This is a genomic window from Rhizobium sp. CCGE531 (assembly GCF_003627795.1).
Taxonomy (GTDB): domain Bacteria; phylum Pseudomonadota; class Alphaproteobacteria; order Rhizobiales; family Rhizobiaceae; genus Rhizobium.
Genome location: NZ_CP032684.1, coordinates 3,122,270 through 3,148,141, shown reverse-complemented (window position 1 = coordinate 3,148,141; position 25,872 = coordinate 3,122,270). Strand labels below are relative to the sequence as shown.

Here is a 25,872-nt window from a genome sequence, read left to right as displayed (position 1 = left end):
GCCCGGTTTTGCCGGGCTTTTTTGCGTTTCATACGGAGCTTTGGCGCCTCATCGCACGCGCCGCAGGTAATCGGCGCGATCGAACGGGTTTGCGCCCGCGCGCTCTCGCAAGTGCTGCGGACCGGCCAGCGGCGCGTAGTGGTCGAAGGCGTGATCCAAGGCGCCCGCTCCGCCCGACAATCCTGGCAACTGCCTTTGAATGTTCTGGATCATCGAGGACGCCACCGTGCCTTCCAGCCGCGCCAGCCCACCGTCGATCAGCGTTTTCTTCATCGATGCGCCGGATTTTGCCAGCAGGCTGTGGATGCCGGTGAGCGCCGTTGCCAGTATTTCGATGTGAAAATGCTCAACGGGCTCGCATAGGATCGTGCGCGCGGACGAAAGCGCCGATGCCAGCACCAACGGCGTCAGCTTGCGGAAATCCACAGCGGTCGTGGCCGGCGAGCTTTGGCGCGCTGATGTCATCGCGACATGGCAATCGATGACCTGCCAACCGAAAAGACCTTCCTTGAGCGTTTCGAAAGCGGCTTCCTCGACAGCTCTATAGAAGCTTGCGGGCATCTGGCCGACCTCCACCTCCAGGGCAAAGCTGTTGCCGGCGCCTTCCGGCCGCGGCTCGATGCGCAATCCGACCGTTGCGAGAAACGGATTGGGCTCCTTGAATATCAGCTCCAGCCCGCTCCCGGTTCCGACCAGCCTCTCGACGTAGATGACGGTGCTTTCCTCGAAGGCGATATCCAGGCCGAACTCGCTCGACAGCGTTGCCTGAATGACCTCCTTCTGCACCTCGCCATAGAGCGAGACGTACATGTCGCCGGTTTCCTCGTTGGCGCGCAGGTTGATGAGCGGATCCTGCTCTGCGAGCTGGCCAAGGGCCAGCCACAGCGCCGCGTTTTCGGAAGGACGCATCGGGCGGATGCGGGTTTCCAAAGTGGGCGGCGCAAAGTGGCGAAGGGTGCCGGGGGACGTCTCGGTGCCGATCCAATCACCGATGCGGGCATTCGCGAGCCCGCCGACCTTGGCGATCCGCCCGGCGCTGAACTGTGTGACCTTGTCCGCCCGGCCGTCCCGGAAAAGCTGAAGGCTGCTGATCTTTGCCGGGCCATTCGGGAGTTCGAGATCGTCACGAAGTCCGATCGTGCCTGACGCCAGATAGAGATAGGCGAGCTTCTCCCCGCCCCATCCTCGCTCGATCTTGAAGATTTTCCCGGAGACCGGACCATCAGGATTCGGGCGGCGGCTGGGAAGCAGGGTCTCGATCGCCGAGATCAGGGCGGGGATACCGAGGTCCCTTGTGGCCGCACCGGCAAATGCCGGATGAATGAGAGCTTTCGCCACCTGATCGATAAGGGCGCGCTCCAGCCTTTGTCTCGTCAGGCACTCCGGATGAAGCACATAATCGTTCAGCAGCGCCTCATCGTTGCTCGCAAGCACCTCGCATAGGCGCGAGAAATGGGGATCGCTTTCGATATCGACGGCTCCCACGGCGGCGAGCCTGCCGCCGGCATCGCTGACATCCGACATTGCAACGGGGCAAACCGCCAGCTGGGTCGAAATCTCTTCAAGAACGTCGTCGTAGCGCGCGCCGAGGCGATCGACCTTGTTGATGAAGAATAGGAAGGGAATGCCGAGGCGTCGCAATGCCCGGACGAGCACGCGGGTCTGCGGCTGCACGCCCTCGACGGCCGAAACGACGACCACGGCCGCATCGAGCAATTGCAGGATCCGTTCGATCTCGGCGATGAAGTCCGGGTGGCCTGGCGTGTCGATGAGGTTTACCGCCACATCGCCGATGGTAAAGGAGACCACTGCCGCGGCGATGGTGATGCCGCGTTGTCTTTCGAGTTCGAGACTATCGGTCTGCGTATTGCCGGCGTCGACGCTGCCGAGTTTGCCGATAATACCGGTGTCGAAAAGGAGTCGTTCCGTAAGGCTAGTCTTGCCCGCGTCTACATGGGCGAGAATGCCCAGATTCAATGTGCGCATGGTTCATCATCTTCTCAGAATTTCGGATTTGATTTTCGTGAGAAGTGAGTCGGCGCATTGGGTCCTCCACGCACATTCGATATCGGCTTGCCAGCCGCTCCGGTTGGGAGAAGCTGGCACCCGTTTTACAGATGTTTCACGGAATCCGTCAAGCCTGGCCCGGTTTCTACTCTGGGCTTAACTCCGCGCGTGCCTTATCCGAGTGTGGCATGGTTGCCAAAACGAAACCGGCCGCGCCAGGCGCGACCGGTTCAAATTCATTACCGATGGTTCGGTAGCTCAGTTGCCGCCGAAGGCCGTCTGCAGCAGGGTCAACTGTGCCTTGACGCTGTTCTGGTTGTCCGGAACGATGGCGGGCTCGGTCGGGCGATAGATCTCGCGGTCGAGCAGGGCGACGCGGTTCTGCAGGCGCAGCGAGCGCTCGACCAGATCGCGGAAAGCTTCCGGCAGGTCGTTCCAGCCCGGAGCGCTGCGATCGACGTTGAAGCCGTCGAGACGAACCTTGTTCTTCTCGGCCAGCACCTGGTCGCGCGACATTTCGCCATTGTTGACGGCGCGCTGCAGCAGCAGCCAGGAGGCCATCTGCATCAGGCGGGTCGTCAGCCGCATGGATTCGGCGGCGTAGAGCACGGAAGCCATGCGCGGCAGAACCTTGGAGGCAGCACGGCCCTGGCCGTCAAGATAGCTGGCGGTTTCCTCGACCAGCGACATGCCTTCAGAATACAGTACCCTGAACTGTGCCGACGATGCGGCATGGCCAGCAAAGCTGATCGTGTTCAACCCAAGTTCCGACATCGAATAAATCCCTGCTTCACGCAACACTTTTGTTCAGGAAAAGCCGGTCAAGTCCCTAAGAGCTTTCGGCATCCGCTTTTATGACTTTAGGATGCTGGTTTTAACTGAAATCCGCAAGGCCATTCTTAAGAAAGGGTTAATCTCCACAGTTTCGATGAAGGCGGTGTTACAGGATGAAAAAAGAAGAGCCGCAAAAGCGGCTCTCAAGGTAAAACAGGGAGAAAAATCAGACCAATTCGCCGAGTGGAGGAACTGTCTGAGTCCAGAGCGAATCTGGATGGTCATAGTAATATGTCGTAAAGCTTAATATTCGGTTGAGCATGCCTTGATCTTGGACCTCCGCCGCTGCCGCCGGAGGCTTCAGAAACGGAAGAGGCCCTCTGCCGCCTTGCGTCCGGATGCCTTGGTTTCGATTTCCTCTTGCAGCCGGGCGATCTCGCCCTGGAGCAATGCTATGCGGTTTTTCAGCTCGTCCACTGATAGCAGCGACAAGTCGCTACCGATCTCGTGGGCTGACGGCTGCTGCGAACGATCATCGTCGAATAAGCTCATTTCGGCTCCTCCTTTCCCTTTTGGGGGATCAGGTGCCGTAATTTACAGTTATATCGTCCTTTTTTGAAGTCTCGCTTCGCGCGAGTGCCATGCTCTCCGGCGTGATCATCTGCGCATTGGCTGAAGGCATGGTCGTATAGGCGTCGCGATCGCCCGCCGGCTTGGCGGCGCGCATGCGGCTGCGGAAGATCGAATAGGCCGTGATCAGCACATGGGCGACGGCCGTGAGGAAGAACAGCGAGTAGGGGCCGACGGAGGACATGACCGGTCCGCCGAGCGTCGGGCCGATGATGGTGCCGATGCCATAGAGCAGCAACAGGCCGCCGGAAACCTTGACGAAATCCTCCGGTGCGGCGAAGTCGTTGGCATGGGCAACCGCGATCGGATAGAGGGTGTTGGCGACCGCGCCATAGATCACCACCATGCCGATGAGGAAGGCGGGATTGCCGGGCTGCACCAGGAAAAGCAGCAGGCCGTCGAGTGCTGCCACGGCGGCCATGCCCGCCAGTACGTAGCGGCGGTCGATGCGATCGGAAAGGCGGCCTGCCGGCAACTGCATGACGGCGCCTGCAAAGATGGTCAAGCTCATCATCAGCGCGATATCGCTTTGGGAAAGGCCGGCATTGGCGCCGAAGACGGCGCCGAGCGTGCCATAGGCGCCGTTGGCGATGCCGACGAGCAGGATGCCGATCGAGGCGACCGGCGAATTGCGGTAGAGCGCCTTCAGGTCGAGGCTGACGGCCTTGAGCGGCTGCGGGGAGGCGGCGGTCGACAGCGTGGTCGGCAGCATGGCGACGCAATAGCAGATGCCGCACATCATGAAGAGGATGGGCGTGTGGATATCGGCAAAGGGCACCATCATCTGGCCGGCGACGGCGCCGAGGAGGGTGATGCCGATATAGAGCGAGAAGATCGCGCCGCGGCTCTCGTTGGTGGCGCGTTCGTTGAGCCAGCTTTCGATGATCATCGAGGTGCCGGCCGTGCAGAAGCCGGTGACGGCGCGCAGCGCCACCCACCAGATCGGATCGACGACGATGCCGGTCAGCAGCGCGATGATGGCGATGACGGAGATGAAGCCCGAAAAGGCGCGAACATGGCCGATGCGCCTGACCAGCTTCGGCGCAGTCAGGCAGCCGAGTACGAAGCCAGTGGCCCAGGTCGTGCCGAGCAGGCCGAGCGTCGTGGTCGCGTAGCCTTCGGCCGTGCCGCGCATCGGCAGCAGCAGGCTATGCAGGCCGTTTCCCGTGAAGAGGAAGAGCGTACCGAACAGCAGAGCGAGTACGGGCAAAATATTTCTTTTCATGCTCCCCACCTTCATGCGGCTCCGCTTAAGGAACCGATAAGACAGGATCCCGCCCTGCCTGTTTTCACTATTGATTGTGTCCCGGATTGCCGCTATCGGCCTGTAGAAACAGTCTGTTGGCGCGGAAAGATGTCCGTCCTGTGGCGATTACAGCATGAACGCGAAAGCTATGCAGCGATTTTTGGTCGCGGCGGCTCTCACTCTTGCGAAAACGGGGAAAAAGAGCGTGACAAAAGCCATAGCGGTGCTTCTTCTGCTCGCCATGGCGGTGCATATCATCAAGCCCCTGGGACTGCCGGGACTGAAGCGCAGGGCAGATTTCTGGAAGATCGCCATCTTCGCCTTTGCCATCTGGACGGTGGCGCTGGTCATCAACGAGACGTTTTAGCGTATTTCAGGCTGGACGCCGGAGCTTCGGCCCCGCCATGCGCCGCTTCCTAAAGTTGGATTTCTCCGCGCATAACGGAGACGCTGCTGCCCGACAGCAAGACTTCATTTACCGTGCCGGCGGTTTTCTTGACTTCGACGCCGATGAGGCTGCGTCTTCCCATCTCCACGCCCTGCTCGATGGTGATTTTCACTTCCGCGTCCGGTGCCGGCAGCAGGGAGGTCAGATACGCGCCGAGGGCCGCGGAGGCGCTGCCGGTCGCGGGGTCTTCCGTCACATTGTCGAGCGGCGCAAACATGCGGGCGCGGATATGCCAGGGATTTTCGGCGGAACGCACGTAGAGAAAGAGTGAAAAGCCGGTCTTGTCCTCTTTATGCCGCGCGGCCGCTTCGGCAAAAACCGCCGCGTTCGGCCTTGCCTTTCCAAGCACCCCGAGGCTGTCCAGCTCCGCAAAGGCGAAAGGCAGGCCAACCGAGGCGAAGGTCGGAGCATGCGTGGTTTTGCGGATCGCTTGTGGGTCGATCTGGACGCAACGCGCAATCAATTCGTCGGCAATCGTTTCGCCGATCGTCAGGCTCGCCGGCGCACGTATGCTTGCGCTGGTGACGGCACCATCGGTGCGCAGCAGCGTTGCTTCCACCAGGCCGGCATCCTCCTCGAAGGTCAGCCTGTCGCCCGCGGGCTTTCCGAAGATTTCCCGCTGTTGCCCGAGAACGAAAGCGGTGCCGACATTGGGATGGCCGGCAAAGGGAATTTCGGCCGTCGGCGTGAAGATGCGGACGCGCGCGGTGTGATCGTGGCTTTCCGGCGGCAGCACGAAGGTCGTTTCCGAATAACAAAACTCGGCTGCGATCTTCTGCATGGCGTCGCTGCCGAGGCCACGGGCATCGGGGATCACAGCCAGTGGATTGCCGACGAAGCGCTCCGATGTGAAGACGTCGACGGTGACATAAGCGACGGTGTTCATGGCGGCTCCTGATGCTTTCATGGGACTGTCAGGATATAGACGCTGCCCGACCATGGCTTGAAGCGAGAACTTGTGCTGGTGACAAGTTCAGGTCGTCCGCATAATTCGAGTAAAATCCGAACGCAGGTAGGGAACTACCTTTCGGCGACATGGCGTATCGAAAATTCCCTTGCGGCCATCAGGACAGGCATAAGCCCTCGACCGGCGTCGGTAAGCTGATACTCCACGCGGGGCGGCTGCTCGCCAAAATCCCGCCTCTCGACAAGGCGGTCATTTTCAAGCTCCCGCAGGTGTTGCGTGAGCATCTTTTGCGAAATGCCCGGCATGTCCCGTTTCAATTGCGAGGTGCGCATCGATGGCCCGGCAAAGAGGCGGAACAGGATCGGAAGCTTCCAGCGCCCGCTGATCATTCGAAGCATCCTGGTGACATGCGCCACGGATCCGTCCGGACCAAGGCATACGGATCGGTCTTCGCGTTCTACAGGCACTTTAAAGTGCGTAATTGTCTCGATCATCGTTCTGTTCTTTTGTGAGGTACCGACTTCAAGATAGGTACCGGACAATGGATTTGAAACTGGATGGGAAGACAGCGCTCATCACCGGGAGCAGCAAGGGCATAGGAGAAGCGATCGCTAGAGGGCTTGCTCGTGAGAAGGCGGTCGTCGTCGTCCACGGCCGCGACAGGACACAGACGGAGCGGGTCGCCCAGGACATCATCGCCGAAGGAGGACGTGCCCACGCCGTTCTCGGGGACCTCACGATCGATGACGACGTGCGCCGGCTTGTCGATGAGGCGCAAGCGCTTGCCGGTCCGATAGACATCGCGATCAACAATGCCGGGGGCTCAGGTGACGCGGAGGATTGGACCAGCAGCCGCCCCGCCTCATGGATGTCCGCCTACGACCGCAACGTCCTCGCCGCCGTGAGAGTCACGACCCTGCTGCTGCCAAGAATGCGGCAAGCCAAGTGGGGACGGGTCGTCAACATTTCCAGCCTGGCCGGTTTGATGCCACCGGCCTCGAGGCCGGATTATTCCGCCTGCAAGGCCGCCATGAACGCAATGACGGTCTCCATGGCGAAAGCGGTCGCGGCCGACGGGGTCACAGTCAATACGGTATCGCCAGGCACTATACGCAGCGCCAGGCTGGACGCGCGGTTTCGCGAGGTCGCCGTGGAGCAAGGACTTGCGGAAGATGCTCCGTGGGAGGCGATCGAACAAGCCGTGCTTCCGACGTTCGCCCAGGTGCCCGCAGGCCGGGTGGGAACCCTGGAGGAGATAGCCGATGCCGTTTCCTTCCTCGTCAGTCCGCGGGCCGCGTACATAACCGGTGTCAATCTGAGGCTTGACGGCGGAATGTTGCCGACTATCTAGGAAGAGTTTGTTGGAGATGGCCGCATTAGGCCGACAGCATCATGGCTCGAACGCGCCAATTGCGGTCATATAGCTACCGCAATTTAATAATTTGCGGTAGCGTCCAATAAAGACTCGAGATTGCTGGGACAATTCAAAAGAACCAGCATGACATCCAGCTAGTCCCTGGCGGTCCACATGGGAAACGTCTCTCGTTGGTCTCCCGCTCTGACCGCCTCCAGGTAACGCGGCTTCCAAACGTCACCAATGAACACCTCCATCGTTGTGGGCAATTTCGGACGATCCTCGTGCTCCCCATGGAACCTTACGATGCCATTGTTCAAAGCGTCAGCACTCAGGGTGTCGTCCTGCCATTTCTCCGGCGTCCCGAACCGCGCCAGAAATTCAGCTTCCACGTCTTTGCGGGTTGTCTCGATGTATCGGTACTCCACCGGCCTGCCGATCTCCTTGCCAATGATCACGGCCAGTTCGTTCATCGAGACATCTTCCGAGCCGACTTCGAGATAGACGCGGTGTCTGCCCGTCGGATTGGTCAGTTCCTTCGCTGCCAGCCATGCGATGTCATCGGTCGCCACCCAGGGCATCTTTAAATCAGGTTTGCAGAACCAGGCAATTCGACCGTATTTGGCAACCGGCCCCGTCCACGCCGACACGTCTTCCATGAACCAGGCGGCGCGCAGGTGGACCAAATTGATATTGCTGAGTTCGTTGAGCTTTTCGTCCAGATCGTGGAAGCACTCGAAATGACCCGTTTTCCCCTTCACGTCCGAACCCATGGCCGTTAGGCTTACGGCCAGTTTGACGGAGGATTTTTCGAGCGCATCGACAAAGCGCTGGGCAACAGCGGGGTAGTGTCCCTCGATGTTGTTCCAATCGGTCTTCACCATCAGGAACGCGGCATCTGCACCCTGGAAAAATTGGTCAAGGTCTCCCGCTCCTGTGTCAAAGCTTCCCAGGAATGGCTCTGCTCCGAGCTCGACCAGTGCGTCAAGCGCTGGGCCACCTCTCGACAACGCTCTGACCTGATGCCCGGCGCTCAGCAGGGTCCGGGTCAGCTTAGCGCCAACTCGTCCCGTGGCGCCGACGACAGAAATTCGCATGACAGTCTCCTTTCGGTTGTTGACCACCCAGTAGTAGACTATTGCAGTCCGTACGAATTTGGAGATAATGCCAAATGATCTCCAAATCGGGTCAATCCGCAAAACTGCTGCGTTCCTGCTACGACGACTTTGATCCCGACTGGTCAGATCGCCCGGCCGTCGCTGTCCGCCTCGACTTCAGTGACTATGAGGCTGAAGTGCCCCAGCACCAGCACAAGGAAGGGCAGCTCATTTTGGCTCTGCACGGGGCCGTCACATGCAGGACGGAGAATGGCATCTGGATTGTCCCACCGGACTGCGGAGTCTGGATACCCGGCGGCGTGCCCCACAGCAACCAGGTCACGTCCAACGCACGCCTGTCCTATCTGTTCGTTCAACCTGAAGCGGCCAAGCTGCCGCAGGAGTGCTGCACTCTGTCTGTGTCGCCGATGCTCCGCGAGATGATCCTCCGACTGGCGGATGTACCGGTCAATTCTGCTCCGGAGGATCATGTCGGCCGTATGGTGCGGGTCTTGCTGGATGAACTCGCGCAAATGCCGATACAGGGGCTGGACTTACCCGCGTCCAGCCATCCCAAAATCGCCGCGATCACTGCTGCCCTGATGGCGGAGCCGAGCGACCGTCGCACCCTGGTCGATTGGGCGGCACACGTTGCCATGAGTGAGCGATCCCTAAAGCGGCTGATGGTCCAGGAAACGGGACTGACCTTCGGCCGATGGCGGCGGCAACTGCACCTAGTCATCGCGTTGCGCGAACTGGCCAGCGGCGCGACGGTCCAGAGGGTGTCGAGCGACTTGGGATATGAATCCGCTACCGCCTTTATCGTCATGTTTAAGAAGGCATTGGGCACAACGCCAACGCGCTACTTCGCGAGATGATTTGCCGAGTGGCCGAATTCGGCAACACTGGTCGGCCTTTACGGCACGTGCCGTGACCGCAATGGGCCGAAAGTAGTCATTGCCGGCACTTGTTAAATAAGATCGCATCCTTCTCTGCCACTTGTTGGGAAAGGAAGCGGGCTTTCCAATTGTATTGACAGGATAGACGCAAAAAGCCCCGGCCGCATCGCGATCAGGGCTTTTTGTTCATGCGAACGCTACCTGAAATCAGGCAGCCTTTTCGCTGTCCTTCGTCCAGCTACCTTTCGCGGCGAGATAGTTCATCTCGGCGCGGTGGGTGAAGGCGCGCTGGCCGGCGGCGACGTTCTCAGCCTTGCCGCCCCATGCCTTCAGCGCGCTGTCCTGCAGGGCGCGGCCGTAGGAGAAGGTCACATGCCAGGGCAGGTCGTAACCGGAGTTGATGGCGGAGAGGTGGGCGGTCGCTTCTTCGGTCGACTGGCCGCCGGAGAGGAAGGCGATGCCCGGCACCGCGGAAGGAACGGTTTCCTTCAGAACCTTGACGGTGCGCTCGGCGACCTGCTCGACGGAGGCCTTGCGGACCTTCTTGCCGTCGATGACCATGCTCGGCTTCAGGATCATGCCTTCGAGGTTGATGCGGGCTTCCGCCAGTTCCTGGAAGACAATCTGCAGCGTCCAGCGGGTAACTTCCTCGCTGCGGTCGAGGCTCTGCGTGCCGGGTTCGCCATCCATCAGCACTTCCGGCTCGACGATCGGGACGATCTTTGCCTGCTGGCAAAGGGCGGCGTAGCGGGCAAGCGCGTGGGCATTGGCCTTGACGGCGCCATAGGTCGGGAGCGTGTCGGAAATGGCGATTACGCCGCGCCACTTGGCGAAGCGGGCGCCGGCGTCATAATATTTCGCCAGGCGATCGGCGAGGCCGTCGAGGCCTTCGGTGATGGTTTCGCCGGGGAAACCGGCCAAAGGCTTGGCGCCGATATCGACCTTGATGCCGGGAATGCTATCCGCAGCCCTGATGACGTCGACGAAGGGGGTGCCATCCGCAGCCTTCTGGAAAAGGGTTTCCTCATAGAGGATGACGCCGGAGATGTACTTCTTCATGGCGTCGTCTGAGCGGAAGAGCATCTCGCGATAGTCGCGGCGGCTCTCTTCCGTTGATACGAGAGAGATGGTGTCGAAGCGCTTCTTGTTTGTGGCGGTGGATTCGTCCGCCGCCAGGAGGCCCTTGCCACCAGCAACCATCTTTACGGCAATGTCTTCAATTCGTTCGCTCATTTTGTTTCTCCAAGGCGATTTCAGTCGGCGACAGGATCAATATAGATCGGCGATAACAGAAGTGTAGAAGGAGGGAAATGGCAGGCTAACTAATTGAAACGATTGAAATGATTTCAACCGTTTGAATGTTTCGGATGTCATCCTAGCACTCATGGAAAAGCCGCGAAAGTCTTGGCTTTCGCGGCTTCCGTCAATGATGGCAAAGAGGCTTGTTTACTTGGCAGACTGCAGAACGGCGACGCCGGGAAGAACCTTGCCTTCCATCCATTCGAGGAAGGCGCCGCCGGCCGTCGAGACATAGGTGAAGTCGTCGGCAACGCCGGCGTGGTTGAGTGCCGAGACGGTGTCGCCGCCGCCGGCGACCGAGGTCAGCTTGCCGGCCTTGGTGCATTCGGCGGCATATTTGGCGGCCGCGACGGTTGCGGCATCGAAGGGAGCGATTTCGAAGGCGCCGAGCGGGCCGTTCCAGACCAGCGTCGTGGCACGGCCGATCCAGGCGTTGACGGCCTCGACCGACTTCGGGCCGACATCGAGCACCATGGCATCGGCCGGGATGGCCTCGATCGCCACGACCTCGTTATCAGCGCCGGCCTTGAATTCACGCGCAACGACGCCGTCTTCCGGCAGGACGATCGCGCAGCCGGCCGTGGCCGCTTCGATCATGATCTGCTTGGCGGTGTCGGCGAGATCGTGTTCGCAGAGCGACTTGCCGACATTGGTGCCGCGAGCTGCGAGGAAGGTGTTCGCCATGCCGCCGCCGATGACAAGCGCGTCGACCTTCTTCACGAGGTTCATCAGCAGGTCGATCTTGGAGGAAACCTTGGCGCCGCCGACGATGGCGACGACCGGGCGGACCGGATTGCCGAGGCCCTTCTCCAGGGCTTCGAGTTCCGCCTGCATCGTGCGGCCTGCATAGGCCGGCAGCAGGTGGGCGAGGCCTTCAGTCGAGGAATGCGCTCGGTGGGCGGCCGAGAAGGCGTCGTTGACGTAGATATCGCCATTGGCGGCAAGCGCCTTGGTGAAGGCTGCGTCGTTCTTTTCCTCTTCTTTGTGGAAGCGGGTGTTTTCCAGCAGCAGGATGTCGCCGTTGTTCATCCCAGCAACCGCGTCGGCGGCAGGAGCGCCAATGCAGTCGGAGGCGAAGAGAACGGCATGATCCAGAACTTCCTCGACGGCGGGCACGATAAGACCGAGCGAAAGGTCCGGGGAGGGGCCATCCTTCGGGCGGCCGAAATGGGCAAGCAGGATGACCTTGGCGCCCTTTTCGGACAGTTCGAGGATCGTCGGAGCGACACGTTCGATGCGGGTCGCATCGGTGACCTTGCCATCCTTGACCGGCACGTTGAGGTCGACGCGCACGAGCACGCGCTTGCCGGTGATGTCGGTGAGATCGTCGAGGGTTTTGAAGGCTGCCATGGGGAGGATCCAATGTTGTTGGTGGCGAAAAGTGCGCCGACCATACTACGGATGATCGGAGACGCAAGGCCATTCAGGCGTCGTTTTTCCCGGCATTTGAATCGTTTGAAACGCCGTCTTCCGGGTGTTCCCGGCGCTTTTGCAGGTGAGCGCGAATGTTCTTAAAAATATCGTGGAGATTGATGAAGATCGGAAGGATGACGGGCGGTTCAACCGCCTCGAGCGACATGCCGACCGACTGAATATGGTCGTTCTCGTCGAGATCACGGACGATGAGGATGATCTCGCCCAGGCGAACGCGATCCGCATAGTCGGCCTTGCCGCCCAGGCGATGGCGCATGAGTTCGGCGATGGTGAGCCCCTTTTCCTGTTCGCTCAGCAGGCCAGGCCCATAGGCGGCATCGAGATCGGCGGCGGGGCGCAGCGGCGAGATCGAGAAAGCGCCGAAGAATTCGGCGTCGTCAGGGTCGACGGGTGCGCGGCTGGCGAAAAGCCGGTCGAGAAGCCGCGAATAATTGGGCGAGATGAAGAGATAGACGATATCGTTTTCGCGCAGGCGGCCGGCATATTGATAGCGCATGGATTTGCCGTCGCGGATGACGAGCGAGGGCATGGCCCAACGCGGAATGCGCTCGCCGCGCAGAACCGGACTATCCTTCACGACACGATAGGAGAGAAGTTCGTGGTTGACCGTGCCGGGCAGGTCGACTTCGACCTTGTCGATCGCTCCCATGCGCGGCGGAATGATGAGGCCGAGGCGGCGCGCCATCGGCTTGATGGTCCAGCCCTGGACGAGCAGCGACACCAGCACGACGATGAAGGCGACGTTGAAATAGGTCTGGCCGGCCTGCAGGTTGCCGAGGACGGGCATGATGGCAAGCAGGATGGAGACTGCGCCGCGCAGGCCGACCCAGGCGACGAAGCCGGTCTCGCGCTGGGTGTAGTCGAAGGGCAGCAGGCAGAGCCACACGGCGATCGGCCGGGCAATGAAGATCAGGAAAAGAGCCAATGCCACGGCGGGAATGGCGATGGCCGGGAATTGCGACGGCGTCGCGAGCAAGCCGAGGACGAGGAACATGATGATCTGCGCCAGCCATGTCATGCCGTCCTGGAAGCGCTTGATCGAGGCTGAGGCCGGCATTTTGCGATTGCCGGCATAGATGCCGGCGACATAGACGGCCAGGAAGCCGCTGCCGCCGACGGCGCCGGTGAAGGAGAAGACGAGGAGCGCCAGCGCCAGCACGAAGATGGGCGTCAGGCCGCGATCGGTTTCCAGCCGGCTGACGATGAGCACGATCATCATGCCGCCGAGCAGGCCAAGGATGACGCCAAGCCCCATCTGCTGGACGAAGGTGGCGAGCATGGCGAGATTGATGCCGGCGTAGCCTTCGCCGCTTGCCAGCAGCTCGACCAAGGCGAGCGTCAGGAAGATCGCCATCGGGTCGTTGGTGCCGGATTCGACTTCCAGCGTCGAGCGCACCTTGTCGCGGATATTGATGCCGCCGATGCGCAGCAGGAAGAAGACGGCCGCGGCATCCGTCGAGGCGACGATCGAGCCGAGCAGGAGGCCCTGCAGCCAGGTGAAGCCGAGCAGCCAGGTGGCGGCAAGGCCGAACAGCGCCGCCGTGACGATGACGCCGACAGAGGCGATGGTCAGCGCTGGTGCCGCAGCAAGCTTGAGGGCCTGGATCGGCGTGCCGTAGCCGGAATCGAAGAGGATGATGGCGAGGGCCAGCGAACCGAGAATATAGGCGAGATAATTGTTGGAGAATTCGATGCCGAGCCCGTCGGTGCCGGCGGCAAGCCCGATCATCAGGAAAAGCAGCAGCAAGGGCGCGCCGAAGCGGAAGGCGAGAAGGCTGGAAAAGGCCGCAATGAGAACAAGGACCGTGCTGACCAGCACGATGACGTAAAATGCCTCCACCTTGTCTTCCCCTTTCCGTGCGCCGCTCCTGGGCCAAAAGCCCGGAATACGGAAATCCCTTCGTCATCCCATCATGCAGTCTTGCCGGCCACATTGGCAAATATGGCATCGTTCAGAGAGAGCTTTACGACTGAAGCCCGCTCCGACGATTGCGACGTCATGGTGTGATGCGCCTAGCCAGAACGGCGAAGCGGCTTGGAATGCTCTGGGAGACTTCCTACCCAAAATTTATTGGTAAATCTGGACCATAGCAGGGCAGGGAGAGCAAAGATTGGGGCGTTTTGAAGGGCAATTGCGACTAGTGCTCACGATGCTTTAGAGACACACCGAAAGGCTTGTGCGTGGATCCTCGGGTCAAGCCCGAGGATGACGGTGCTTGAGGATAGGCCAAAGATACATAGCGACTTTGGAGATGCATTTCGTTGATTGACTGCTTTGCGACAGTGAACTCTTATCTAAGAAACTATCGTCTGCCCGCCGGCCTAACCCAAATGCTCCGTCATCCTCGGGCTTGACCCGAGGATCCATGCACAAGCGTCGCTGCTCGCCGAATGAGCAAGGGTATCGATATCGATACCGCAGCTCAAACATCCACGCGCCTGAAATAGATCGGATAGTCGATCACCAGCCCATCCGCGTCGACCGGAAGATCGACGGTGAAATCCCTGTCTTCGGCGGCGTAGCGATAAAGTTTCTCCGGCACGATGCAGGTGTAGTGCTGCCCATCGCGCATCGGTTCGAACGTGTCGAACGGGAAATAGAGCATGGAAAGCCTGGCGGTTCCGCTTTCCGGCGTCATCTCAAGCCGGCGGATCGGCAGGCTGTTGGTGAAGGGTGAGCCGTAGAGATCGATATCGATGCAGCCATCGAATTGCGGCAGCGCCACGCCGTCCTCGGTGCGCCAATGTCCCTTGCAGTCCGAGTTTAGCGCGAGACGGCGTCCATCGGTGGTTTCGACGGAGAAGGAAAGAACGGCCCACTCGGCGGAGCAATCGATGCGGTAGGAGACGCCGTAGGGCGTGCCGCCGCGTCCGCCAATGATAATGCCGGCGGCGCGGATGGCCGCGGCGCCGACATTGTCGATAGGAGCGATCGTTAAGTGCTCCAGCCCGTCTCCTTCCATGGGACGCCAGCGGACTGTCGTCGGAAGGAGCGGGCGGAAGGCCATGATCAGATCAGCTTGGCAAGCGCGACGGCCGTGTCGGACATGCGGCTGGAGAAGCCCCATTCGTTGTCGTACCAGGACAGGACGCGCACGAAGTTGCCTTCCATGACCTTGGTCTGGTCGGTCGCCAAGATCGACGAGTGGCTGTCATGGTTGAAGTCGCGGGAAACCAGCGGCTCGTCGGTGTAGCCGAGGATGCCCTTCAGCTTGCCGTTCGACGCAGCCTTGATGGCTTCGTTGATTTCGCCGACCGTCGTTGCCTTCTTGGCCACGAACTTGAAGTCGACAACCGAGACGTTCGGGGTCGGAACGCGGATCGACGTGCCGTCGAGCTTGCCCTTCAGATGCGGCAGAACCAGACCGACGGCCTTTGCGGCGCCCGTCGACGTCGGGATCATGGACAGGGCTGCGGCGCGGGCGCGGTACAGGTCCTTGTGCATGGTGTCGAGCGTCGGCTGATCGCCGGTGTAGGAGTGGATCGTCGTCATGAAGCCGTGGTCGATGCCGACGGCGTCGTCAAGAACCTTGACCACCGGCACCAGGCAGTTCGTGGTGCAGGAAGCATTGGAGATGACCAAGTGCTCCTTGGTGAGCTGGTCGTGGTTGACGCCGAAAACGACGGTCAGGTCGGCGCCGTCAGCAGGAGCCGAAACGATGACGCGCTTGGCACCGGCCGTCAGGTGGGCGGCAGCCTTGTCGCGAGACGTGAAGATGCCGGTGCATTCCATCGCGATGTCGACGCCGAGATCGCGGTGCGGCAGGGTTGCCGGGTCCTTGATCGCCGTGACCTTGATCGGCTTGCCGCCGCCGACGATGATTGTGTCACCTTCGACCTTCACTTCGGCCGGGAAGCGACCGTGGATGGAATCGTAACGCAGCAGGTGGGCATTGGTCTCGACCGGGCCTAGGTCGTTGATGGCGACGACTTCGATATCGGTGCGGCCGGATTCGACGATTGCGCGCAGAACGTTACGGCCGATGCGGCCAAAGCCGTTGATGGCAACTTTTACAGTCATTGAAATTCACTCCCGTTCACTCAGGGTGTTTATCTATTGGATTTGAGAGCGCTTGTCAGCGCCCTCAGGAAAGCTTTGCCTCGGCGGCGGCGACAACGGCCTCCGTCGTGATGCCGAAATGCTTGTAGACGTCCTTGTACGGAGCGGAAGCGCCGAAGCTCTTCATGCCGATAAAGGCGCCTTCCGGTCCGATAAAGGCATCCCAGCCTTCGCGAACGCCGGCTTCGACGGCAACCTTGACCGGCGAATTGCCGATGATGTCCTTGCGGTAGGCGTCCGGCTGCTCGAAGAAGAGTTCGGTGCAGGGAACGGAGACGACGCGCGTGGAGACGCCCTTGCCTTCGAGAACGGTGCGGGCGGCAACGGCGAGTTCGACTTCAGAGCCCGAAGCGAAGATCGTCACCTTGGCGTCGGCATTGCCTGCCAGCGTGTAAGCGCCGAGTTCGCAGAGGTTCTTCTCGCTGTATTCGGTACGAGCGGCCAGCAGGTTCTGGCGGGTCAGCGCAAGGCCGGACGGACGGTTCGTCGTCTTGATGGCGATCTGCCAGCATTCGGCCGTTTCCGTTGCGTCCGCAGGGCGGAACAGCTGGAAGTTCGGGATGGCGCGCAGGCTGGCGACCTGCTCGACCGGCTGGTGGGTCGGGCCGTCTTCGCCGACGCCGATGGAATCATGCGTCAGGACGTGGATGGAGCGGATGCCCATCAGGGCGGCCAGGCGCAGCGGCGGGCGGCAATAGTCCGAGAAGATCAGGAAGCCGCCGCTGTAGGGGATCAGACCGCCGTGCAGCGCGATGCCGTTCATGGCAGCTGCCATGCCGTGTTCGCGGATACCCCAGTGCATGTAGCGGCCGGAGAAATCGGTCGGGGTGATCGACTTCATCTGGCTGGTCTTGGTGTTGTTCGACGGCGTCAGGTCGGCGGAGCCGCCGAGCGTTTCCGGCAGGAAGCCGTTGATGACTTCGAGCGCGTCTTCCGATGCCTTGCGGGTGGCGACCGTCGGCTTGGTTTCGGCGAGCTTCTTCTTGTAGTCGCTGATGGCGGCGTCGAAACCGGCAGGCAGCTCATGGGCGAAGCGGCGGTTGAATTCGGCCTTCCTGGCCGCATCGGCGGCGGCAAGGCGGCCTTCCCAGGCTTCGCGCGTGCCGATGGAGCGTTCACCGGCGGCGCGCCATTCACCGAGGATGTCGTTCGGAATGACGAAAGGCTCGTAGGGCCAGTCGAGCGCGACGCGGGTCGCGGCGATTTCCTCGGCGCCGAGCGGCGAGCCGTGGACCTTGTGGGTGCCCTGCTTGTTCGGAGCGCCGAAGCCGATGATCGTCTTGCAGGCGATCAGCGTCGGGCGGTCGGACTGGTGGGCGGCTTCGATGGCGGCGCTGATGGCGGCCTGGTCGTGACCGTCAACTTCGATCGTGTTCCAGTGAACGGCCTTGAAGCGCATGACCTGGTCGGTCGAATCCGACAGCGAGACGGCGCCGTCGATGGTGATGGAGTTGTTGTCCCAGAACAGGACCAGCTTGTTGAGCTTGAGGTGGCCGGCAAGCGCGATCGCCTCATGGCTGATGCCTTCCATCAGGCAGCCGTCACCGCACATGGCATAGGTGTAGTGATCCTGCAGGTCGGCGCCGAATTCCTCGCGCAGCTTGCGTTCGGCGATCGCCATGCCGACGGCATTGGCAATGCCCTGGCCGAGCGGGCCGGTCGTGGTTTCGATGCCGGTGGCATGACCATATTCGGGATGGCCCGCGGTCTTGGAGCCGAGCTGGCGGAAGCGCTGCAGCTCATCGACCGTCATGTCCGGATAGCCGGTGAGGTAAAGGACCGAATAGAGCAGCATCGAGCCGTGGCCAGCCGACAGGACGAAACGGTCGCGGTCCGGCCAATGGGGGTTCTTCGGATCGAAGCGCAGATATTTGCCAAAGAGAACGGTGGCGACATCGGCCATCCCCATCGGCAAACCGGGGTGACCGGAATTGGCCTTCTCGACAGCATCCATGGCAAGGAAACGGATCGCATTCGCCATCCGGTCGTGTTGTTCGCGAGAGTTCATGGGTTTTTCCGCAATGTTCCGGGTTCGGGGGATGGCCGCACGCTTGGGAAGGAGGGCCATCGGTTGAAAGGCGGGTGAAAGGCGACGCTCTTCCGAACGTCATTTCCAACGTCGCCTCAGGCGGCTGAGACATAGCAGTTAGGGCGAGCAAGTCAACAAATCGAGGGCTCAATCAGACCCTCCCGCGGCAATTTTTTAACATTTGCCCGTTCACTTTTACAAAAGACGACAATAGTGCGACAAGGCCTGTGCAGCCGGAAAAGGCGGTATTCATCCACAGAATAGGAGGGGTGTCACATGACAGCCTTTATTGACGTGCTGTTGCCGAGTTGAATATTGTTGCGAAATCAGACAAGTGGCCGGATGTTTTGATTCGGGCCTTGCGCGGAGAAGCGAAGGGTATGACACCTTCAGGCAAAACGGTGGATGCGGCGCTCGCCCAATTGCGCCAGGCACTCTCGACTTTGGAGAGCGCCGTCGACGGACGGTTCGAGCGGGAACGGGCACAGAGCGATATAGAAGGCGAGGTCCGGAGGGTTCACGCCGACCGTTCGCGCCTTGCCCAGGAATTGGATCAGGCCGAGTTCCGCGCGAACCGGCTCGAGGAGGTCAATCGTGAAGTGTCGCGCCGGCTGGTTACGGCGATGGAAACCATAAGAGCCGTGCTGGACCGCTGATCCCTCGGGAGGCAGCCGTCGCAGCGCGGCAGTGATCGGAAAGTCGAATGGCGCAAGTAACGGTAACGATCGACGGCAAAGCCTACCGGATGGCCTGCGAAGAGGGGCAGGAAGACCATCTGACGGATCTCGCCAATCGCTTCGACCGCTATGTCATGCATTTGAAGAGCCAGTTCGGCGAAATCGGCGATCTGCGGGTGACGGTCATGGCCGGCATCATGATCATGGACGAGGTGAGCGAATTGACGCGGCGCGTGTCTTCGCTGGAGGCCGAACTGGAAACCCTGACCAGCAGCCGGGATACGACCGTGGCCGCCAATGCGCGCGCGGAGGAAACACTGGCAAGCGTCATCGACGAGGTGACGATGCGCATTCACGGCATTACCGAGAAGCTTCTGGAGCGGCCGGGCGCCGAGCAGGCTTAAAGTTTATTTCTGCGGATGCCAACTGCGGGCCTCTGGTGCGACGGCGTAATTCGCTCTATATAGCTCAAGCGGTCTGCGCTTCCCGACAGGAACCACAATCCCTGGGGCCATACTCGATCCAAAGGGAGCTGTCCCTGACTAGGCCTGTGGGCCTGGACACACGGTGCCCACCTACGTTTGTAGGCACCCAGGATCGTAAACATCCATCGGTCGTCGTGGATCGCTCTCGAATTTTCCGGCTGATGGCCAATTTTCCAGCAGATGGCCAAGGAAGGCGCCGCGCAGTTCTTCCGCCGCGCTGACGCCACTCCTCCTCCCCTTATCCTTTCGACCTGAGATAGGCACCGCGCTCGAGTTCCGCCCGGTTCGTCGCGCTGCGCAGCCGCAGCAGGTCCTTGCGGGCGATCAGGCCGACGAGGCGGCCGGTCTGGGCCTCGACGACGGGAACGCGTCCCGTATCGGCATGGATCATGATATCCGCGACGCGCCCGACCGTATCGTCGGCATGGGCGACCGGGAGCGACGTATCCGAGATCACGTCATAGAGCGATTGATCCATCAGATCCGGCTCGCTCTGCCAGCGCAGGGCGTCGGCGCGCGAAATCATGCCGACGAGGCGATCGTTGTCCCCGACGACCGGATAGAAGCGATGCGCATCCGGCTGCTCCGTCATCTGCGCCAGCGCTTCCGACAGGCGCATGGAGGCGGGCAGGGTGTCCACCTTGGCGATCATGATATCGCGGGCGCGCGTCAGTTCGAACGGGTCGACACCATATTCGCGGGTGATGTGCTGGCCGCGCCGCGCGATCTTTTCCGTGAGGATGGAGCGGCGCAGCAGCAGCACGGTGACGGCATAGGCCGCGACTGTCGCGGCAAGCAGAGGCACCATTGCGCTGGTGTCTCCCGTCAGTTCGACGGCGAAGAAGGTGCCGGTGAGCGGCGCGCGCATGGTGCCGCCCATCATTGCGGCCATGCCGAGCATCGCCCAGAAGCCGGGATCGCCGGGCAGGGTAAGGCCCACCAGCCAGCCGAGCGTGCCGCCGAGGATGAGCAGCGGCGCCAGGACACCGCCCGATGTGCCAGAGGATAGTGCCACCAGCCAAATGCCTGCCTTGACCAGCAGGATCGCCAGCACGGCGCCGATGGTGACATGGCTGTGCAGGAGATCGGCGATGATGTCGTAACCGACGCCCAGCGCACGCGGCTCGATCAATCCGCCGACCCCGACGATGAGGCCGCCAAGTGCTGGCCACCACATCCAGTGGATCGGCAGCTTTTCGAAGGCATCCTCGATCTTATAGAGCAGGGTCGTCAGCAGGCCGGACTGCAGGCCCGAGATAATGCCGAGGCCGGCGGCGAGCACGACGCCCCACCAGGAGAGCGGCACATCGAAATGGGCGGGAAACAACGCGCCGCCGCCGATCAGCAACGGACGCCAGACGACCGAAACGCAGGCCGCGACCGCGACGGGGATGAAGCTGCGCGGCTTCCATTCGAACAGCAGCAGTTCGACTGCGAGCATGACGGCGGCGATCGGCGTGCCGAAGACCGCGGTCATACCGGCTGCGGCGCCGGCGACGAGCAGGGTCTTTCTCTCGGCCGCACTCATATGAAAGAGCTGTGCGAAGAGCGAGCCGATGGCACCGCCCGTCATGATGATCGGACCTTCCGCGCCGAAGGGGCCGCCGGAGCCGATCGAGATTGCCGACGATAGTGGCTTCAGCACCGCCACTTTCGGCGACATGCGGCTGCCGCCGATCAGGATCGCCTCGATGGCTTCGGGAATGCCGTGGCCGCGGATCTTCTCAGAGCCGTATCGCGCCATGAGGCCGATGACGATGCCGCCGAGAACGGGCGCGGCGACCATCCAGGGCGAGCGCGTCACCATGGTGAAGGACAACGGCTCGGTGCTGATCTTGAACAGCCAGACGGCATTGCTGACGAGTGCGATGAGATTGATGAGCACCCAGGCGGCGAAGGCGCCGCCCGTGCCCACGACGAGCGCCATGGCAATCAGCACCAAGACGCGCTTGTCCGTGGTGAAATCGCCATTGTCCTTGCGCGAGGCGCCGGCAGAGAAATCGTGACTGTGACTTGGTTGGATGGGGGTGTCCTGCATTGGAGGCCTTCTGTGCCAGAGCGCTTTCACTTTTCTTCGAATAGCGAAAGCGCTCTATCTTCCTGTTTTTACGCATTCCGGACGGAAAACCGCTGCGCACTTTTCCTGGAATGCTCCAAGCGCGGGGCCGTCCTTTTCAGCCGCTCCCCGCTTCGAGATGGCAAATATATCGTAATGCGATATAAATCAACCAAAGCGTATCGCGATCTGCAAGATTCGTTTTCGGCACTATAGTTCCTTGATCTGGAGCGCGATGTTGCTGCAGAACCGCTGAACATTCTGCGCGACATGCTGTAGGACCGCGAACTGCGGCAATGAGGACGATTTGATGGTGCGACGTTTGGATAAAAGCCTTTCTCAGGCGGATTACGAGGCGCTGGCGACACTGCGCCATACCCTGCGCAAGTTCATGGATTTCAGCACCTCGGCGGCGCATGAGGCAGGTTTGCCGCCGCAGCAGCATCAGGCGTTGCTTGCCATCAAGGGGAACAGCGCCGGCGAGGCGATGACTATCGGCATGCTGGCGGAAAAGCTGCTGATTGCGCCGCATACGGCGACGGAGCTTGTGGGACGGCTGATCGATGGCGGCTATGTCACCCGCCATCCCGACCCCACGGACAAGCGCCGCCAGACCCTGCAATTGACGGATAAGTCCGAAGAGGTTCTTCAAGCGCTGAGCTCGATCCATCTGGTCGAAATCCGTGAAATGGCGCCAAGACTGATCGAAATCCTCACGCAGCTTCAGGCGGATGCCCGCAATGGCTGAAGCGCCATCGCGGGTGTGGCCGGCAATGGTGCTGGGGATTACTGGCCGAGCCGGATGCCGCCGTCGCAGATCAGCGTATGACCGCTTGTGAAGCCGTTGCCGATCAGGAAGGCGATGGCTTCGGCGATCTCCCGTGGGCTACCGACGCGGCCAACCGGGGTGCGTGCCGCGAAGCCGGCGAAGGTGGGCTCTTTCTGCTCCGCGGATAGGAAATCCCACCAGGGCGTGTCGACGACCCCTGGGGAAACGCAGTTCACCCGGATGGGCTTGAGTTCGACGGCGAGGATCGGTGCTAAGGCGGCAATGGCGGCATTGATGGCTCCGAGGCCTGCGGTTCCGGGCATGGCCGCCTGCGCCGATACGGCGGAGACGAAGGTGATGCTGCCCTGTCTCGAGAGATGGGGAAGGCAAGCCTGGGCACAGGCGAAGTGCGCCAACGTCTTCTGCTCGAAACCTTTTCTGACATCGGCGAGATCAACGGTGGCGAAGGGACCGGCCCCATTTCCGCCGCCCAGTGCCAGGACGAGATGATCCAGCGGTCCAATTGCCTGGAAGGCTTTGACAAGACCGGTAAAGTCGGCCGCATCCATGACGGTGGCGGTGACATCGCCATGCAGGCTTTGTGCGGCTACCTGGAGTTTCGCCGCGTCGCGACCCGTGATCGTGACGCGATATCCTTTTTCGAGAAGATGGGCTGCGGTCGCAAGGCCGATACCGGATGAACCGCCGACAATAACTGCGTGTTGAGACGACATGAGTGTCTCCTTTCTGGGCTGGGGAAGTTGTGGGAAGGTTACCGCTCAGGCGAGCTGGGTAAGGCTTTGGCTGAGTGTTCGCAGGTTCTGTCGCGCGGTCGCATCATAGGCCTGGGCGATGGCGCGGGACGGGCGCAGTCCGTCGTAATAGAGGCCTGTGCGCCCTTCCAAGGCGTTGCCGACAGCCAGATTGAGGATCGCATCGGCGCCCTCATCGACGGAGCTCAGCGGTGCGACACCTGCCTGGCGCACCATGGTCGTGTCCATATAGGTTGCCGGGTGCAGGCAGTTGGCGGTGACGCCGGAACCGGCCAGCTCCTCGGCAAGATCAAAGGTGGAGGCGATCTGCGCCAGCTTGCTCTGGCAATAGGCGCGCACGCCGCTATAGCCGCATGTCAGCATGACATCGGAGAAGTCGATGGCCTGTTGACCGACCGAGGAAACATTGACGATGCGGGCGGGAGTGCTTGCCTTCAACAGCGGCAGGAGGCGGCGCGTCAGCAGAAAGCCGGCGAGATAATTCACCGCAAAGCGCAGCTCATGCCCATCGCGGCTCTCCTGGCGTCCCGCGGCGCCGCCGCTGGTGCCGATGCCGGCATTGTTGATGAGGACGTCAAGGCGATCATGGTCGCGTTCGACGGCATCGGCAAGTGCGCGGACTTCGTCCAGCGAGGAGAAGTCGGCGAGATAGATGGCCGCATTGCCGCCTTTATCGCGAATGCCGGAGACTACCTCTTCGGCCCGCGCCCGGTTGCGGCCGTGGATCAGCACCCTGGCACCCGTCTCCGCCAGTCTTTCGGCAATCCGCCGACCGACGCCATCGGTCGAGCCCGTGATCAGGATCGTCTTGCCGCTCATGTCCATCGCAACAGCCTCCATATAGTTTGCATCCGATATTTGGCAGCTTGCCGAGGCGACAAACAGTTCCGGTTTTATCCTAGTATTAATCCTGCTATGATGAGCGATGACCATCAATCAAAACCAGACCATTCTCGAAGCCAGGCGCCGCGAATTCGCTGCCTTCCTGCGCTCTCGCCGAGAAAAATTGACCCCGGCAGGCGTTGGGCTTCCTGAGGGGTTTCGACGCCGCACGCCGGGGCTCAGGCGTGAAGAGGTGGCGTTGCTCGCCGGTGTCGGCACCACCTGGTACACATGGCTGGAACAAGGCCGGGACGTACGCGCCTCCGCGGAGGTTCTTTCGGCGCTGGCCGACGCGCTGCGTCTCGATCCGGCCGAGCGGCGGCATCTTTTTACGCTGAGCGACCGGCCGTCGGCGGAGGTTCCGTCGCGCGGACCCGAGGATGTGCCGGATGCGTTGCTGCGCATGCTTGCGAGCCTTAAGGGCCAGCCCGCCTATGTTCTCGGCCGGCGCTGGGATGTGCTGGCCTGGAACGCGGCGGCAGTCGCAATATTCGGCGATTACAGCCGGTTGCAGGGCGATGCGCGCAACAGCATCCATCGGGTATTCACCGATCCCGCCCATCGGCAGCTATTGGTCGATTGGGAGATTGTGGCTGCGAATTCGCTGGCGATGTTTCGTGCCGATAGTGCCCGTTATGCCGGTGATCCGGATTTCGAGCGGCTGATCACCGGTTTGACGCAGGCAAGTCCGGAATTTCGGGCTTGGTGGCCGAGGCAAGACGTGTTGCGGCCATTGACCGGTCACAAGCGCCTGCGCCATCCCGAAGGTGGCCTCATGACATTCGAATATACCGCGCTTGCCGTCATGGATCGCGCCGATATGAAGCTGGTGGTCTATACCCCGCTCGATGGGGATGGAACGAGTGACAGGCTGGAGCAACTGTTGCATCGAGCTGGTGCGGTATAAATCCGGCTTGCGTCGACCGCGCCATCATTTCCCTTTTCAATCTTCCAAATCGCTTTTCAGTCGATCGAGGATAGATAGCGCATGGCTGGCATAAGCGCTGATCCAGCGGTCGTGGATCTTTTTGATCGGCAGGCTGTTCAGATGGTTCCAGCGCTCGCGTCCGTCCTTTTTGGCGATCACGAGATCCGCTTCCTCCAGCACTTTCAGATGCTGCATGACAGTACAGCGGTCCATATCCGTGAAGGTTTCGCAGAGCATGCCCGTGGTGCGCGGCGCATCCTTGAGCATGTCCAGGATTTCGCGCCGGCGACGATGGGCGAGTGCCTTGAAGATGAGGTCGCTATCCGATTCGTTTGACATGTTATGTTTTTATAACATAATAAGGCCGCTCGCAATGGAGCGATAGCGACAGACAGATAACGGAGGAAATGCCATGGCATTGAACGTTCGGATTTCAGGACGGATCGGCCGCAAGGTCGACGAAGTCTTCGATGCGGTCGTCAATCCGAAGAAGCTTTCGAGCTATTTCACCACCGTCGGCGGCGCCAGCGCGCCGCTCGTGGCGGGAACCACCGTCATCTGGTGGAAAAATGCGCCCGTCGAAGTCAATGAAGTCGAGGAGAACAGGCGCATCGTCTTCCACTGGGAAGGCGGCACCGGGGAAGACGGTGTCCGTTACAGGACCAGAGTGGAGATGACGTTCGATGCCTTGGACGATGGCGGCACGCTTGTCATTATCGAGGAATCCGGCTGGCGCGAGGACGAAGCCGGCCGTCGCGGCACCTATCTGAATTGCGAGGGTTGGACGCAGATGCTTTGCTGCATGAAGGCCTTCGTCGAATACGGCATCAACCTGCGCGAAGGCTTTTTCCTGAGCGAGATGCGCGGTGAGCCGGCGCAAGCGCCGGATCGTTGAAGGAATCTCGACATCGACAAAACATGCTTCCGGCTCGCCCGCACCAACCCGTGCCGGCGGCCGGTTTCATTTTGGCCTGATGATGCCGCCTGATTGGAATCTTGCCGAACGACCCGGCTTGGATGGTCTGCCGGTGGGAGGCAATGCCTGAGTGGACGGCGGCGACTGCAGGTGACCGCGCCGCGGATTCCTGATAGGGAGCAACGTTCAGGGGGAATGGGAA

At 61.1% G+C, this 25,872-nt stretch carries 25 protein-coding genes and 1 other RNA gene; 9 read left to right on the top strand and 17 right to left on the bottom strand.

The features are described from left to right. Nucleotides 1–48: 48 nt before the first annotated feature. From CCGE531_RS15370 to CCGE531_RS15355, 4 genes are all read right to left on the bottom strand, one after another. Nucleotides 49–1,986, bottom strand: a complete 1,938-nt coding sequence (locus CCGE531_RS15370) for a TetM/TetW/TetO/TetS family tetracycline resistance ribosomal protection protein (RefSeq protein ID WP_120664955.1) — start codon at nucleotides 1,984–1,986, stop codon at nucleotides 49–51. A 279-nt stretch (nucleotides 1,987–2,265) separates the two neighbouring features. Further along, complete coding sequence (locus CCGE531_RS15365) at nucleotides 2,266–2,781, bottom strand: DUF1465 family protein (RefSeq protein ID WP_120664954.1); 516 nt, start codon at nucleotides 2,779–2,781, stop codon at nucleotides 2,266–2,268. Nucleotides 2,782–3,141: 360 nt separating this feature from the next. Then, nucleotides 3,142–3,333, bottom strand: coding sequence for a DUF1192 domain-containing protein (locus CCGE531_RS15360; RefSeq protein ID WP_120664953.1), 192 nt, complete (start codon nucleotides 3,331–3,333; stop codon nucleotides 3,142–3,144). Between the two features lie 28 nt (nucleotides 3,334–3,361). Continuing rightward, entirely contained in the window at nucleotides 3,362–4,636 is a 1,275-nt protein-coding gene (locus CCGE531_RS15355; protein WP_120664952.1) for an MFS transporter, read from the bottom strand. Between the two features lie 226 nt (nucleotides 4,637–4,862). On the opposite strand from CCGE531_RS15355, the gene CCGE531_RS15350 reads away from it, so the two are divergent. Continuing rightward, entirely contained in the window at nucleotides 4,863–5,024 is a 162-nt protein-coding gene (locus tag CCGE531_RS15350) for a hypothetical protein (RefSeq protein WP_162943910.1), read from the top strand. A gap of 49 nt (nucleotides 5,025–5,073) precedes the next feature. On the opposite strand, the gene CCGE531_RS15345 is transcribed toward CCGE531_RS15350, so the two are convergent. After that, nucleotides 5,074–5,991, bottom strand: coding sequence for a PhzF family phenazine biosynthesis protein (locus CCGE531_RS15345; protein ID WP_120664950.1), 918 nt, complete (start codon nucleotides 5,989–5,991; stop codon nucleotides 5,074–5,076). Between the two features lie 134 nt (nucleotides 5,992–6,125). Beyond that, nucleotides 6,126–6,506, bottom strand: a complete 381-nt coding sequence (locus CCGE531_RS15340; RefSeq protein ID WP_120664949.1) for a helix-turn-helix domain-containing protein — start codon at nucleotides 6,504–6,506, stop codon at nucleotides 6,126–6,128. A gap of 47 nt (nucleotides 6,507–6,553) precedes the next feature. Here CCGE531_RS15340 and CCGE531_RS15335 point away from each other — a divergent pair, with 47 nt between their 5' ends. After that, nucleotides 6,554–7,363: an SDR family NAD(P)-dependent oxidoreductase gene (locus CCGE531_RS15335; protein ID WP_120664948.1), complete on the top strand. Its 810-nt coding sequence runs from the start codon at nucleotides 6,554–6,556 to the stop codon at nucleotides 7,361–7,363. A gap of 158 nt (nucleotides 7,364–7,521) precedes the next feature. Here the strand turns inward: CCGE531_RS15335 and CCGE531_RS15330 are convergent, their stop codons facing one another. Continuing rightward, nucleotides 7,522–8,463: an NmrA family NAD(P)-binding protein gene (locus CCGE531_RS15330; protein WP_120664947.1), complete on the bottom strand. Its 942-nt coding sequence runs from the start codon at nucleotides 8,461–8,463 to the stop codon at nucleotides 7,522–7,524. A 74-nt stretch (nucleotides 8,464–8,537) separates the two neighbouring features. Here CCGE531_RS15330 and CCGE531_RS15325 point away from each other — a divergent pair, with 74 nt between their 5' ends. After that, nucleotides 8,538–9,341 (top strand): helix-turn-helix transcriptional regulator, encoded by an 804-nt coding sequence (locus CCGE531_RS15325; protein WP_120664946.1) that lies wholly within the window; start codon nucleotides 8,538–8,540, stop codon nucleotides 9,339–9,341. Between the two features lie 228 nt (nucleotides 9,342–9,569). Here the strand turns inward: CCGE531_RS15325 and CCGE531_RS15320 are convergent, their stop codons facing one another. From CCGE531_RS15320 to tkt, 6 genes are all read right to left on the bottom strand, one after another. Beyond that, nucleotides 9,570–10,595, bottom strand: a complete 1,026-nt coding sequence (locus CCGE531_RS15320; protein WP_120664945.1) for a class I fructose-bisphosphate aldolase — start codon at nucleotides 10,593–10,595, stop codon at nucleotides 9,570–9,572. A 213-nt stretch (nucleotides 10,596–10,808) separates the two neighbouring features. After that, on the bottom strand, nucleotides 10,809–12,011 hold the full coding sequence (locus tag CCGE531_RS15315) for a phosphoglycerate kinase (RefSeq protein ID WP_120664944.1): 1,203 nt from the start codon (nucleotides 12,009–12,011) through the stop codon (nucleotides 10,809–10,811). Between the two features lie 73 nt (nucleotides 12,012–12,084). Beyond that, entirely contained in the window at nucleotides 12,085–13,935 is a 1,851-nt protein-coding gene (locus tag CCGE531_RS15310) for a potassium/proton antiporter (RefSeq protein ID WP_120664943.1), read from the bottom strand. A 583-nt stretch (nucleotides 13,936–14,518) separates the two neighbouring features. Next, nucleotides 14,519–15,103 carry a putative glycolipid-binding domain-containing protein gene (locus tag CCGE531_RS15305; RefSeq protein ID WP_120664942.1) on the bottom strand — a complete coding sequence of 195 codons (585 nt, stop codon included), beginning with the start codon at nucleotides 15,101–15,103 and terminating at the stop codon, nucleotides 14,519–14,521. Between the two features lie 2 nt (nucleotides 15,104–15,105). Further along, nucleotides 15,106–16,116: a type I glyceraldehyde-3-phosphate dehydrogenase gene (gene gap / locus CCGE531_RS15300; protein WP_120664941.1), complete on the bottom strand. Its 1,011-nt coding sequence runs from the start codon at nucleotides 16,114–16,116 to the stop codon at nucleotides 15,106–15,108. Between the two features lie 64 nt (nucleotides 16,117–16,180). Continuing rightward, entirely contained in the window at nucleotides 16,181–18,163 is a 1,983-nt protein-coding gene (tkt, locus tag CCGE531_RS15295; protein WP_120664940.1) for a transketolase, read from the bottom strand. A 401-nt stretch (nucleotides 18,164–18,564) separates the two neighbouring features. Here tkt and CCGE531_RS15290 point away from each other — a divergent pair, with 401 nt between their 5' ends. The 3 genes from CCGE531_RS15290 to ssrS all read left to right on the top strand — a co-directional run bounded on the left by CCGE531_RS15290 (nucleotide 18,565) and on the right by ssrS (nucleotide 19,491). After that, a complete protein-coding gene (locus tag CCGE531_RS15290) occupies nucleotides 18,565–18,840 on the top strand; it encodes a DUF4164 domain-containing protein (RefSeq protein ID WP_015341018.1) in 276 nt (91 codons plus the stop codon). 47 nt (nucleotides 18,841–18,887) lie between these two features. Beyond that, nucleotides 18,888–19,265 carry a cell division protein ZapA gene (locus CCGE531_RS15285; protein WP_120664939.1) on the top strand — a complete coding sequence of 126 codons (378 nt, stop codon included), beginning with the start codon at nucleotides 18,888–18,890 and terminating at the stop codon, nucleotides 19,263–19,265. A 67-nt stretch (nucleotides 19,266–19,332) separates the two neighbouring features. Then, nucleotides 19,333–19,491: non-coding RNA, 6S RNA (ssrS, locus tag CCGE531_RS15280), on the top strand. Nucleotides 19,492–19,584: 93 nt separating this feature from the next. Here ssrS and CCGE531_RS15275 read toward each other — a convergent pair. Continuing rightward, a complete protein-coding gene (locus CCGE531_RS15275) occupies nucleotides 19,585–21,384 on the bottom strand; it encodes a chloride channel protein (protein ID WP_120664938.1) in 1,800 nt (599 codons plus the stop codon). 328 nt (nucleotides 21,385–21,712) lie between these two features. Here CCGE531_RS15275 and CCGE531_RS15270 point away from each other — a divergent pair, with 328 nt between their 5' ends. Beyond that, the gene (locus CCGE531_RS15270) at nucleotides 21,713–22,150 is read left to right on the top strand and encodes a helix-turn-helix domain-containing protein (protein WP_120664937.1); all 438 of its coding nucleotides are present in this window, start codon (nucleotides 21,713–21,715) and stop codon (nucleotides 22,148–22,150) included. A 38-nt stretch (nucleotides 22,151–22,188) separates the two neighbouring features. Here CCGE531_RS15270 and CCGE531_RS15265 read toward each other — a convergent pair whose 3' ends face one another. Both CCGE531_RS15265 and CCGE531_RS15260 read right to left on the bottom strand, forming a co-directional pair. Further along, complete coding sequence (locus tag CCGE531_RS15265) at nucleotides 22,189–22,905, bottom strand: SDR family oxidoreductase (protein WP_120664936.1); 717 nt, start codon at nucleotides 22,903–22,905, stop codon at nucleotides 22,189–22,191. 45 nt (nucleotides 22,906–22,950) lie between these two features. Beyond that, complete coding sequence (locus CCGE531_RS15260; protein WP_120666867.1) at nucleotides 22,951–23,769, bottom strand: SDR family NAD(P)-dependent oxidoreductase; 819 nt, start codon at nucleotides 23,767–23,769, stop codon at nucleotides 22,951–22,953. Between the two features lie 100 nt (nucleotides 23,770–23,869). Here CCGE531_RS15260 and CCGE531_RS15255 point away from each other — a divergent pair, with 100 nt between their 5' ends. Continuing rightward, a complete protein-coding gene (locus tag CCGE531_RS15255; RefSeq protein WP_120664935.1) occupies nucleotides 23,870–24,733 on the top strand; it encodes a helix-turn-helix transcriptional regulator in 864 nt (287 codons plus the stop codon). Nucleotides 24,734–24,769: 36 nt separating this feature from the next. Here CCGE531_RS15255 and CCGE531_RS15250 read toward each other — a convergent pair whose 3' ends face one another. Next, a complete protein-coding gene (locus CCGE531_RS15250; protein WP_120664934.1) occupies nucleotides 24,770–25,093 on the bottom strand; it encodes a helix-turn-helix domain-containing protein in 324 nt (107 codons plus the stop codon). A 73-nt stretch (nucleotides 25,094–25,166) separates the two neighbouring features. Here CCGE531_RS15250 and CCGE531_RS15245 point away from each other — a divergent pair, with 73 nt between their 5' ends. Then, complete coding sequence (locus CCGE531_RS15245; RefSeq protein WP_120664933.1) at nucleotides 25,167–25,649, top strand: SRPBCC domain-containing protein; 483 nt, start codon at nucleotides 25,167–25,169, stop codon at nucleotides 25,647–25,649. The last annotated feature ends 223 nt before the right edge of the window (nucleotides 25,650–25,872 follow it).